At 39.3% G+C, this 12346-nt stretch carries 13 protein-coding genes and 1 pseudogene; 9 read left to right on the plus strand and 5 right to left on the minus strand.

The genetic code is table 11. From position 1 onward, the window contains the following. Positions 1-90 precede the first annotated feature (90 nt). The 8 genes and pseudogenes from AC58QO_RS15945 (at position 91) to AC58QO_RS15980 (ending at position 5731) form a co-directional block, all read left to right on the plus strand. On the plus strand, positions 91-423 hold the full coding sequence (locus AC58QO_RS15945) for an HIT domain-containing protein (RefSeq protein WP_497267507.1): 333 nt from the start codon (positions 91-93) through the stop codon (positions 421-423). Between the two features lie 69 nt (positions 424-492). Then, positions 493-942, plus strand: a complete 450-nt coding sequence (locus tag AC58QO_RS15950) for a GNAT family N-acetyltransferase (protein ID WP_497267089.1) — start codon at positions 493-495, stop codon at positions 940-942. A 44-nt stretch (positions 943-986) separates the two neighbouring features. Continuing rightward, entirely contained in the window at positions 987-1463 is a 477-nt protein-coding gene (locus AC58QO_RS15955) for a DinB family protein (RefSeq protein WP_497267091.1), read from the plus strand. Between the two features lie 223 nt (positions 1464-1686). Beyond that, complete coding sequence (locus AC58QO_RS15960; protein WP_497267093.1) at positions 1687-2055, plus strand: NUDIX hydrolase; 369 nt, start codon at positions 1687-1689, stop codon at positions 2053-2055. Between the two features lie 267 nt (positions 2056-2322). Next, positions 2323-2862: pseudogene (locus AC58QO_RS15965) on the plus strand (ribonuclease H-like YkuK family protein). A gap of 313 nt (positions 2863-3175) precedes the next feature. Beyond that, entirely contained in the window at positions 3176-3535 is a 360-nt protein-coding gene (locus AC58QO_RS15970; protein ID WP_497267095.1) for a MarR family winged helix-turn-helix transcriptional regulator, read from the plus strand. A 208-nt stretch (positions 3536-3743) separates the two neighbouring features. Then, on the plus strand, positions 3744-4907 hold the full coding sequence (locus AC58QO_RS15975; RefSeq protein ID WP_497267097.1) for an MFS transporter: 1164 nt from the start codon (positions 3744-3746) through the stop codon (positions 4905-4907). Between the two features lie 134 nt (positions 4908-5041). Beyond that, positions 5042-5731 (plus strand): YjgB family protein, encoded by a 690-nt coding sequence (locus AC58QO_RS15980; RefSeq protein ID WP_497267099.1) that lies wholly within the window; start codon positions 5042-5044, stop codon positions 5729-5731. 45 nt (positions 5732-5776) lie between these two features. Here AC58QO_RS15980 and AC58QO_RS15985 read toward each other — a convergent pair whose 3' ends face one another. Genes AC58QO_RS15985 through AC58QO_RS15995 form a run of 3 tightly spaced genes read right to left on the minus strand, consistent with a single transcriptional unit; the run spans position 5777 to position 9464 of the window. Continuing rightward, on the minus strand, positions 5777-6895 hold the full coding sequence (locus AC58QO_RS15985) for a GerAB/ArcD/ProY family transporter (protein ID WP_497267101.1): 1119 nt from the start codon (positions 6893-6895) through the stop codon (positions 5777-5779). Then, on the minus strand, positions 6895-7956 hold the full coding sequence (locus tag AC58QO_RS15990; protein WP_497267103.1) for a Ger(x)C family spore germination protein: 1062 nt from the start codon (positions 7954-7956) through the stop codon (positions 6895-6897). Before AC58QO_RS15990 ends, AC58QO_RS15985 begins: the two co-directional genes overlap by 1 nt. A 26-nt stretch (positions 7957-7982) precedes the next feature. Then, a complete protein-coding gene (locus tag AC58QO_RS15995) occupies positions 7983-9464 on the minus strand; it encodes a spore germination protein (RefSeq protein WP_497267105.1) in 1482 nt (493 codons plus the stop codon). Between the two features lie 209 nt (positions 9465-9673). Between AC58QO_RS15995 and AC58QO_RS16000 the strand changes: the two genes are divergently transcribed. Next, positions 9674-9952 carry a hypothetical protein gene (locus AC58QO_RS16000; protein WP_497267107.1) on the plus strand — a complete coding sequence of 93 codons (279 nt, stop codon included), beginning with the start codon at positions 9674-9676 and terminating at the stop codon, positions 9950-9952. Positions 9953-10334: 382 nt separating this feature from the next. Here AC58QO_RS16000 and AC58QO_RS16005 read toward each other — a convergent pair whose 3' ends face one another. Further along, positions 10335-11384 carry a YeiH family protein gene (locus AC58QO_RS16005; RefSeq protein ID WP_497267109.1) on the minus strand — a complete coding sequence of 350 codons (1050 nt, stop codon included), beginning with the start codon at positions 11382-11384 and terminating at the stop codon, positions 10335-10337. 41 nt (positions 11385-11425) lie between these two features. Beyond that, positions 11426-12217: a FadR/GntR family transcriptional regulator gene (locus tag AC58QO_RS16010; RefSeq protein ID WP_497267111.1), complete on the minus strand. Its 792-nt coding sequence runs from the start codon at positions 12215-12217 to the stop codon at positions 11426-11428. Positions 12218-12346: the final 129 nt, after the last annotated feature.

Consider the following 12346-nt stretch of genomic DNA (forward strand, 5'->3'; position numbering starts at 1 on the left):
GGCAAGCAACTTTGAAGAACAGTTTGGGAACAAAACTAACGGCGAACGATAGTTAAAAAATATCTTACTAGCATTTATACGGAGGGGATAATTTTGACCGAGGATTTTTATTGTGATGAGGTATTAAGTGGTCGTACATCTGTGCAAATGGTACTGGAGACTGATAACGTGCTTGCATATCACCACACTCGCCCTTATTATCCCGTTCACATTGTTACGATTCCGAAGAAGCATATTTCGTCTCTTCTTACTCTGGAACAAAGGGATAATGAGCTCTTAATTGAGTTGATAGACGTTGTTAAAAAGGTTGCATCGCAGGTACAGTCTGAGCATGGAGCCTGCAGGGTGCTGACAAATTTGGGGGAATATCAAGACTCAAAGCATCTTCATTTTCATGTGTTTTACGGCGAGCCATTACGATAGATGCTTTCAGTACTAACGAGGAACTGTAGATGAGAGGCTTACATCGCGATAGAATTGAGGCAATTAAATATGAAAGAATACAAGGTCAGGGAGATTCAAGAAACCGATTTTCATGATATTTATTTGCTAAATCAAGCCTTTAACTCAAATTTACATGTATTTTCCGCAGAGAGAGTAAGAGAGAAGATTGAAATCATTACAAAGAAAACAAAAGATATCATCTTTGTTTATGAACAAGACACTGAGGTTATAGGATATATTCATGGAAGCCAGTATGAATTACTTTTTTCCGACTCTTTAGTGAATGTTCTGGGATTTGTTGTTAAAGAATGTTATAGGAATCAGGGTATAGGTGGTATCTTGATTGATCACCTTGAACTGTGGGGAAAGGAAAATGGATATTCTGGAATAAAATTGTTATCCCACCCAAGTCGAATACATGCTCATAAGTTTTATGAGAGACGAAGCTATATGTTTACAAAAGATCAAAAGAATTATATAAAAAAATTCGAAGACTAAACAAACATGGAACGAAAGTTATTAACAAAGTGGGAGTGAGGACGATGGAACACCATTTATTTAAGCAGATGGCATTTGTAAGAGGCCAAACCTTAAAGATCATGGAGGGAGTCACAGAGGAAATCGCGGACCGGATCCCCGAAGGATTCCGAAACACGATACGCTGGAATTTGGGGCACATTTATGTTGTCTTGGAACGGTTCGCCTTTCAATACTTGGGACTTCCACAACACTTGCCCAATGGGTTTAATGAACAATTTGAATACGGGACTTCACCTGTAAACAAACCAGTTTCCATTCTCGTACCGACCTTGCAAGAGCTAGAGATTCTGCTAAAAGAACAACAAGAGCGGATAAGTAAAGTTTTGGAACATCGCTTGCAGGAAAAGATTATTCCGCCATATACCACGTCTGCTGGGATGACCCTGGAAACGCCGGAACAATTCCTTAGCTTCAATTTATACCATGAGGGTATGCATTTGAGCGTCATTAAACTTTATAAATCGTTGTTATCCCGCTAATGAAATGATGAAAAGCCTCTTTTTAGGGGCTTTTTTGCGTAAAAAAGAATATCTAGTCATTCAGAGAAGAGTTCTGTCAAAATCCTTCATTTGTAAATTGGTGATATAATAAGGCGACAGCTGAATGTAGAAGTTTGTCATCTAATTTGATTGGCTTCTACAGATTAAATGTCACTTTAAGTTTGGAATGAAAACCAATTGTATATGAAGGGGAACGATATAAATGATTTCACAAGCGTTGATTGTCCAGGATGATAAAGTTCTTATGGTTCATCAGTTTGTTGAACGTGGAGATATAGTATGGAATTTTCCAGGTGGCGGCATTGAGGAAGGGGAAACAGCCGAACAAGCATGTGTAAGGGAAGTGAAAGAAGAAACAGGATATGATGTTGTTATCGAACAACTTTTGGACTTTTCGGACAATAAGTACACGTATTTAGCTAAGATTAATGGGGGAGAAATGTTTCTGGATTCTGATAATGAAGCGAATGAAGATATTATTGAGATTGCTTGGGTATCAGCCGACGATGTAAATAAATGGGATAATTATACGAGTCCTATATTCAACATTTATAATAGATTAACTACATAAAACATGGAATTCACTCAACTAAAGGGAAGGAACGCAATTTTAAAACGGATAACAGGCGCGGACCACAAAGAAGCACAGCTTCTCATGGCCAAAGTAACGGGAAATTTCAAACGAGGAAATGAAAAGGATCCGACACGGTGATGAACTAACCCATTTGCCTTATCCGTGAACGAGAGATTTATTTTATAGCATGTTCTGTCAAAATTCTGGGTTTGAGGTATAGGTGATGATAGGAAGAGGAACCCTAAAATACCCTGGATTCACAACATGGAATTTACGAACACGAGCGAGCGAAGAATTGAAATCGACACCGTCTTCTCACGCATCGAGTCCTTCATGAGAAAGGAGCCGCATGCAACCTACAATCTGATCATTGGTACTAACGGACATGTCCATCGAGGATTTACCAAGATGATCACAGGCATAATCATACGGCGCGAGAATAGAGGGGCATAGGCGTGTTACCGGCAAGTTTTTATCCCTCGTGAAATTATGTCGGTACGAGATAAGCTTTCAACGGAGACCAGCTTAAGCGAAGAAATTGCTTGCTACTTCGATGATCAAAAGAGAAATCAGTTGGAGAACATAATCCTTCCTTTCGTCTACCATGGTGCTGCTCTTGAAAACTTCATCCATATTGATGCAGGCCACGATAAAGCTGTCAGCAAAACGGCGCTCTATGTTTCGGAAATGGTCGATCGTGTTGAATCTCTGGGATGGCGACCAGTTATAAAACCAGATTCCTATGCGGCTTCCTCCTACGCAGACCGATATTCAAAAAATAGAAAAATCCCCGTATTGAGTTAATGGAGAACGAGCATACTTTACCATTGCGGATACGGGCAAAAGTATTAGCTGCCGCGAGGTTGCGGTATTTATTATTTTTACGAAGAGAAGACTGTCAAGAACCTTGAGGAGGATAAAGCAGATTGCCGCGTGATAAAAATCCCCACTTGCATTTACGGGCATATGAGACTAATATTGTTTTATCAACACGAATCCATAGGGTGAAAATGATAGGGGTGAGAAAATAGCTATAGATATCAACATACCAGCAATATGCAATTGTACGAAGTTAAGACGAGCTCAACGCCATATTACACGACTTTATGATACCTGCTTGGCAGAATCGGGGGCAGGGCTTAAAGCAACCCAATACTCCATACTAGGGTTTCTTAAGAATGAAGGGCCAAAGACTATGATGGAGCTTGCTCATCTAATGACTATGGATCGTGCTACAATTGGACACAATCTCCGGCCGCTTGAGCGGGATGGTTTAGTGGAGATTAAGGTGAGTGAGACGGATCGGCGTGCACGTATCGTTTCTATAACCGATGAAGGTCTTCGCAGGCTTGAAATTGGAAGACCTGGATGGGCTAAGGCTCAAAATGAATTCGAAAAGCAGTTCGGAACTGAACATGCAAAGTCAATGAGGAATATGATGGATGACATCATTAACCTTTCTTTTTCTAACGAATGAACAATTCATGAATATCGACGGTCATATCCATCGTCGATTATTTTCAACAAATAGGGGCATATAAGACTAATTTAATTATAAGTTTGTTCCTTTACTGAAGGACATACTAATTTTGTTATGCTTGTGCTACCGGCAGTCAATGATTGCAAGTGAATATTTCGAGTCAAGTCGCGGCGATTGTGATTGGAAATGATAAAGGAGAGAATGTATGCGGAAAATGCTTTTAGTTGTACTTATGATGTCTTGCGGAGCGACGTACATTTCTTCGCTATTCCCTGTTTATGGGGAGTATTACAAGCTCAGCAGTTTGGAAATTACGATATTGTTTGCGGTGTATGCCATATTTTTGTTACCAACCTTGCTAATTGTTGGATCAAGAGGGAGCTACTGGGGTTTAAAGAAGGTCCTTCGGTACAGTATCTGGATTTCCATTGCCTCTACACTGCTTTTTATTATAAGTACTAACGTTTGGATGCTTTATGTATCAAGAATTTTGGAAGGTATTGCGTACGGGGCTTTCACTGGTGTCGCAAGTGCATTTCTATTAAAGCAAACTGCCCAAGATAAAGTGGGCTCGGCACTAAAATTATCCGGTGTAACCGTCAACTTCGGTTTTGGTCTTGGACCGGCTATATCGGGTTTAATTGTGCAATACCTGCGTGTGCAGCCGCTTCGTTTACCGTTTTGGATCTTGCTTGGATTGTTATTGATTTCATTGGTTGTATTGGAACTGCTGCCAAAACATGAAGATCAGCTTGCACAAAAGCATAAGATTTCACTTGGTATTCCGAACAATATAAAGACTCCATTCTGGTCGTTTATCGGCTTGCCGATCTTCACCGTGTTTACGTTAGGCGGCGTTGTATTCTCGCTTATTCCATCTTTCGTGAAAAATGTCCTTCATTCCAGCAATCTTTCGATTTCAGGATTATTGATATTGCTGCTTCTAGGCGGAGGGGCACTGCTGCAGTTTCTCCCATGGCCTAATCATCCCATTACACGGATGCGCATTAGCATCATCGCACTAACCGTAGGATCATGGCTCATCGTTATTTCCGGAGAAACAGCGAGTTTGTTTTTACTCTGGATTGGTATTTTTATTCAAGGCCTTGGAGCAGGTTGGACTTTTCAAGCCGCGTTGACGTTTGCCGGTCAGTTGCCGAAGCCGGAAGAACGACCCCGTGTCATTTCAGCATTTTATTTGTGTGCATACGCCGGATTTATTGTTCCTCCGGTTGCAGTAGGCTTGCTGACACAATTTTATAATTTAAATGTATCACTGGTCATTATTAATTTGTTTGCCGCAATAATTGTGATCTATATGTTGATTTATTCCGTTTCATTCCAGCGCTTTTATTTAAAACGAACTTAAAGCAGCTAAAAACTTGAGAAAATGTTAGTTGTACGATTGTTAATCTTATCCATGCCTTTGATTTTGCAACAATACTAATCTTTTAATCGTTTGAATATTGTAAGTCCTTAAACATTTAGGAGAGAAGGCGTATTATGAAAAGGTATAGTAAAAAAGCAGCGGTATTTCCAATGTTATTTGCGAGTATGCTTATGTTTACTGCATGTGCATCAACTGAAAAACCAGCAGCGAGCGCAGCTGCTCCAATAACTAGCACCACGCCTAGTCCAGTAGTTGAACCTTCATCAACGCCTTCAGCTGTACCTAGTGCGACTCCGACTGCTTCAGCAAATCCTGTATCAACGCCTAATGGTAACTTAAATGTAAAACCAGTATCAATAGAAACAACGTCCGTTACTAAGCAAATTAAAGATATGCTTGAACTAGCGAAGTTAGGTAAGGTGGCTGGCATAGAGTTTGCTGCAGAGACAAGATTTATCGAAGATGTGGAGAAATCATGGGGGAAACCGGATCACCAAGAAGCGGTGGGAAGCGGAATATATGCGACCTACTCCAAGAAAAATGCAGTTATTGGCTTCAATAAGGGAGATCAAATCATTGATATTCGTTCCAGCGATCCAAAGCTACAAACATTAACATTGAGTCAAATTGAACAAGCGCTAGGAAAGCCTATGGATACAAAGGTAAACGGGGATGACATGATTTATATTTATAAAGCATCCGATATGTTTCAACTTAAATTTATAATTCCTAAATCAAGCGGAAAAGTACACCACATTTCTGTTTTTGATACGAAGCACTCAATCAATAACATGGCAGGCTAATAAAAAAATCAAAGGGGTAAACCCCTTTGATTTTTTTATTTACGCTCAAGCATCGGCTTGTTGTATTGTCTTTATTTTTTTTCGAGAGATTTTGCTGTGAATCAAATACAGGATAAATAATATTGGAATATAACCATAAATAAAATAGAACCCAATCTCAACAACATTTTTTCCTAACCAGTCAATCTTAACGCGATCGTTGAAGGGCAGAGAAGCCAAGAAGACTGCAATAAGGATAAGGATGAGTGATACTGTGGGTTTAAGATTCGTAACTCTTTTTATAATCCTTGTGCAGCTCCAAATCGAGAGACAAAGCATTGGGATAATAATCAGAAGCCAGATGCATATGAAAATAAATTCAATTCTTGCAATAAGTGAAAACTCAATGACTTTGATCATGACCAAGGTTGGCCAGTAGGTATGCCTTAATAGCCCCTGACTAAAATATAAAATGGTTACAAAAACTAGTACGGAGTACTTGAGTGTGACTAAAAATAAACCGAGATGAGCCCATTTTATATTTTTCTCGGGGGCTTTGATAAATGGAAAATAAATGAGTACACTTTCGAATCCCATAAAAAAGATGCCTGAATTTTTTGAAGACGTGAATAAATCTTTTATAGAATGATTAAACACAGGCAATACATTAAAAAAGTGTCCATACTTAATATTGAAGTACATTAACAATGGCAGCAGAAAAGAGAATATGACCCCAAAAAAGCAATAGCCCGCTAATACACGGAATCCTCCAGAGACGATGTAATAGATAATACAAATAAGTAGGAAGGCAAGAATCCACGTTCTAAGGGTTGGAAACATCCAAATTTGTATGATTTCAATGTAGCCGCGAAAGACCGTTAAAGCTAATATAAAATAGTATCCGACCATAACTAAGGAAACCGCACTCCCTAGGAATTTACCAAAAAGGATGCGATGTAAGTCGATGACATCTTTGGCTGGATTGCCGAGCATCTTAAATATCATCCAAATAATGACATGAAGGCTTAACCCCATTATAAGAACCGAGATCCAAGCATCGTTGCCTGCATATGCAAAAATAAAATGTTGAAAATTTAAGGCGCCAACCCCTACCAAAGAAGCATGGATGAGGAAAAATACAAAGAAACCGGAGATTAAGTAGTTTTCCTTAACCACGTTCTGCACTAATGCCCAACTCCCAATGATAATATTTTAACTTCTGTCTGAACATCAAATTTTATGTTTGGGTAAATTTGAGCAGTAAATTTCTGCTCATTCCAATCCCTTTGGCGAGTACTATGAAGATTACCTATCCCAATTGGATCGACAAGATTCTTTTGGAAATCTTCCAGCATGGCTTTAATTTCGGCTGTTAATTTATTTTCGATTTGTCTCTTTAAATCAAGCATATCGTTGTTGTTTTCAAAAATATTTAAGGTTGTTGGATACTCTCCAAGGTTAATATCTAGCTTAAGTGAAACTGAGGCTTTTTCATTTTCTACGATCACTTTTCTTTTTGAGTAAATAATTTTAAATTGAATTTGTTCGTCTTGATCATTCTTGAAGTTATATGTGCTTGATTGGATGTCGATTTTATCATCTTTAAGGAGTTTAATAAATAAACCTGTTTTATTGGTCAGCAGAAGCTTTAATTTATCACCTTGAAAAATACCTACACCATCCATTTGCAAAACATCTTTGGGACCTTTTACCAAAATGGGTAAAAAAACATCTTGTCCTCTTCCAAAGTATTGATCAAGAAATATATGGCCATTTGTGGAAGGTGTATTCCCGTTCTCCATATTTTGTTTGATCAGATTTGACAAATAGATGGGTGGATGTTTTAAAGTTTCAACTAAGATATCACTAGGCTGATCTGTTGTTATTACAAGCGCAGAACGATTACTAATAAGGGGATCTCGCACAATGGTGCTAGCAAGCTCTGAAATGCCTTTTCTTGCTAATTTTTCACTAATTACTAACGTCCGCAATTGACCGACTGCAATAGGAAGATCCGATTGCGAAGTGAAAGGTGTAAGTATCTCATTAAACGATTTAACTTCTCCGTGGAGCAAAAATAATCCCTTACTCTTTTCATATGCTCGATAAGTACCGCTAACCTTTAATGTATCTCCTTGCAAGTCGCAGCCAATACTTTGTATGAGTTTAATCCGATCTATGATCTGTTCTTTTGCGCATCCGGATAGTATGAAGCAAAAGAACAGGAGAGTGACATATCTTTTCATTGATACTAATTCCCTTACTTAGAAATTTATTCGTTATTGTATTCATCACTAGTATCTTTTGACTTACTTACCTTATACCTTTTGTGCTTGAGAGGGCGTAAAAAACTTGGTCGATTAGTAGTAAGGCTTAACGAAGATCGAATAAAACTATCTGTGAAGTTACCCGGACGAAATGGGTACAAAGGAACTAAGTAGGGAGTACCTAAAGATTTTAATCGCAACAAATGGCCTAAAAGGATCACTAACCCAATCGTAATCCCTAACAACCCCCATGCTGCCGCCAAGAAAATCAATGGAAACCTTAAAAAACGGATCGTATTAGCCATTTTGAAAATAGGGGTGGCAAATGAAGGGAGGGCAGAAAGTGAAACAATGATAATTAAGATGTTGCTTGTGAGCGCGGCTTGCACGGCTGCTGTACCAAGTACAATACCGCCAACGATCCCCAACGTTTGTCCGACTTTAGTAGGTAATCTGGCCCCAGCTTCGCGTAACATCTCGACTGTAAATTCCATAAGCAATACTTCAAGAAATGGCGCAAAGGGAACGTTCGTTCTTGATTCGATGATCGGGCCTAGAAGAGATTGCGGTATGACGGAATAATGAAAGGTTAATATGGCTACATAGGAGGGAGATGCAAGAATAGAGAACACCACTCCCAAATACCTTATGCACCTAAAGAAAGAACCCAAAATCCATGGCAGATAATAATCTTCCGGTGAGACGAAAAAATCAAATAAGGTGGTAGGTCCGGCAATGAAATATGGAGACCCACCGCTTAATATGACCACTTGGCCGTTTAACACACTATATTTAGCCCTGTCTACGCGTTCCGAAGAAATAAATAGAGGAAATGGTGAATTTGCATTATCCGCTATGACCTGGTCAAGAATAGAACTATCAAATAACACGTCAAAATTAGCATCTACTATTCTTTGTCTTACTGTATTTATATGCTGGGGATTGCAAACATCATCCATATAAACAATCGCTACTCTTGTTTGTGAAGTTGAACCTACGATGAGCTCCTCAAATCGTAAATTCTCAGAGACAAGCTCTTTTCGGAGTAAATTTAGATTGGTATCGAGATCTTCGACAAAGCCAACTTTCGGGCCAATGACACTGTATTCGTTATCGGCTTCATTATTACTCCGATACCCGCGTTTTAAATCCGCAATATTTATTAAAAGCCCTTCATTCAAATCAGTTTCCAGCTGAACATAAATGAAGCCTTTGATCAAACTTTGTAAAACCTCGTCCACATTTGATGAGTACGTGATATTCTCCAGCGGAATCAAATTTTTTAACGCAAGAAGATGATTAATTTCTGCTTCTGAAATTTGAATACGGTGCAATAATTCGTGGTGAAAAAGTTGCTGGTCTACAATAGCTTTGCAATATGTAAAGTGAATCCGTTTACCATGGATAGTATGCAAAGATTGCACCAAATCATTCGATTTGATGGTATCTTTCAAAACCGAGTGAATATTTTTTGGAATTGGAAACACACCTCCCGGCAGTATCTTACCTTATTATGAGCCTGGATAAATATTACTATACCCAAGAATTTTTCTCAGATAAAATAGCCCAGGTGGATTGGTTTCCTATTCTCAATAACGGGCAGAATACCGAAGTTCATAGGCACAAAATATAGGAGTTAGAATAAAATGTCTCTATGCAGGTGACAATGTTTAAAAAGGAAATTGAGGGTGTATACATGAGACAACGAAATGATGATATGATGATCCACGAAAATGACGCAATTTTAGCAGAAATAACACTTAAGCATATCCGTCAGGGAAGTTACGAATTAAAGGCATTTTCAGAAGCAGCTGAGCGTATTGGGAGCAGTATCAGCGCGTGTTCATTCAGATGGAATTGTATAGTTAGAGAAGAGCATGAAGAGGCAATTAATGCGGCTAAAGCTGAACGTATACAACTAAGAAATAGCGTGCGAAATAAATCAGGATCATTAATTCTGATCAGTAATCGGTGATAAGGTTTAAATGATTAAAAAGCCACTTGCCTAGGTGGCTTTTTTCGTCTGACCAAGTGGGGAATTGGTAGCTCCTCAATATCCATCATTATTTTAGTTGATTGACAAAATGTAAAATTATATGTATCATTAATACAAGTAAACCAATCGGAATTAAAAGAAAGTGAGGACGATCTTTATGTTATTACTTAAAGAAATAATCTGCAGTTTTTTGTTATGCGTCGCATTTCTTTGTTATTTTAAGGAGTTTAAGCAAGGTGATTGGCGATCAGAAGTGTAATAGGCAAAGGTGAAGGCAGTATTAAAAACAAAAAACGGCATACCATCAGATTGACGGCTACCGTTACTGTCGAACACCATTTGTACATATAGATGAAAAGAATTAGTAAAAAACGGATATAAGAACCTGCCCCAGTATAGTCAACGCTACAAATCCCACAATAGCCATTACAATGGTATTTCTTCCTACTTTTTTGAAATCCGTCATGTTAATACTCAGTCCAAGTCCTGCCATTGCAACTGACATTAAGAATACGCTTGCCGCAACTAAGAAGTGAATAACCATCGAAGGCAGTAGACCAGTTGTGTTTACCAAACTCATAGCTAAAAAGCCGAAGATGAACCAAGGAACGGGTAAATTTCTCCAACCTTTTTTATCCGTTGCTGTTCGCTCGCCAGTACGGTAGAAGTAACTCAATACAAGAGCAACAGGGATCAAAAGAGCTACTCTGCCAAGCTTAACTAAAATTGCAGTCTCACTGCCTATATCTCCACCGGGAGCTCCAGCTGCTATGACGTGTGCCAGTTCATGCAGCGTAGAACCTGCAAAAACTCCGTAAGTATAAGGATCAAGCCCAAAATAGGGGTATAAGAAAATATAGAAAACAGCTCCAATAGTCCCCAAAATTGCGATGCAAGCGATAGAAATAGCCGTTTGTTCTTTTTTTGCTCCTATTAAAGGTGCAACAGCGACAATCGCAGCTGCTCCGCAAACCGCGGTACCAACGGCAATCAAAACCCCTAACGTCTTATCTACCCGTAACCATTTACCCAAGAAGATCATGATAGTCAAAGTAAATGCAATCACGATTATATCAATCACAACGACTCGGATTCCAGCATTTAGAATTTGATTTAAATTTAAGCGAACTCCCATCAAAATGATTCCTGCACGAAGTAAAAACTTGCTGCTGAACGTTATGCCGATACTGGCACCTATAGGGACATCCATCACGGACTTCCATAGGACACCAAGCATGATGGAAATAATCATAATTCCCATTATGGAAAAGAATGGAGCTTCCGCTATTCGGCCCGCCAAAACAGCGAGAGTAGCTGTCAAAGCGATACCTTTTAAAGGCTTTTTCCAACTGGCCATATCACTTACAGCGGTTGTTCCGAGAGGACCCGGCTGTGTATTAGGAATATGCAATACTAACATCTCCCATCGCCAAATTTCAATCTACCAATTAATTAGAGCGGCCTCGTAGTTATGTCCGTAGATTCTTCGCTTTCATTATTTAAACTGACCGGTATTCCTGCAAGTTCAAGTTCAACGAGAAGAGTTCTTTCGACACTGCTCAGATGTTCGAACATTCTCGAACGCGCTAGCTTAGCGTTTCGATCTTTAATAGCCTCTGCAATAAGCATATGTTCCTTCAGCGATTGCTCGACCCGCCCCGGAATTTTCATGGATTGCATCCTGCTTTCCCGCAGCAAATCAATCAAATTGGTCATGATTCGCATAACAACTTCATTTCCTGCTGCCTCAGCGACTGTCAGGTGAAACTGCTGATCAGATTCGGCCAAAAACTTATCACGTTCTTCTTTAGTTTGAAACTGTTGCTGCACGATGACTTTATGATAACAATCGCGTGTTGTTTCGTAGATTTGTTCCAAGAAGTCAGACGTTCCTCGTTTAGCCGCTTTGGCGGCACTCTCCGTTTCAATCATCTTTCGAACCTCGAACAATTCATATATCGTGTCAGTCTGCAGAAACAAATAGGAGGCTAAATTGTCAAGACGCGCGCTTTGATCTGCAACAAAAACGCCATGACCTTGGCGAATGTTAAGTAAATTCATGGCTGATAGTATTTTGAATGCTTCCCGAATCGTTGGCCGACTAACATTCATCATTTCCGCCAATTCACGTTCAGAGGGAAGCTTATCACCTGGCTTCAGCTGACCTGAAGCGAGTAGTTCATGGATATGTTCGACCACTTTGCGTGAAAATGTTTTACGTTCTTCATTAATCGATTTAAACACGCGTACCAACCTTCTTTCTCTTAACCCTGCACAAGGGACAGACTTAACTTCGTGAATGAACGGATCCATTATAGCAAAATAGTGATCTAAAGACATCCATGTCACGATACTCGGAAGGATGAAGCTCAC

It is taken from the genome of Paenibacillus sp. J31R30, from assembly GCF_059692115.1.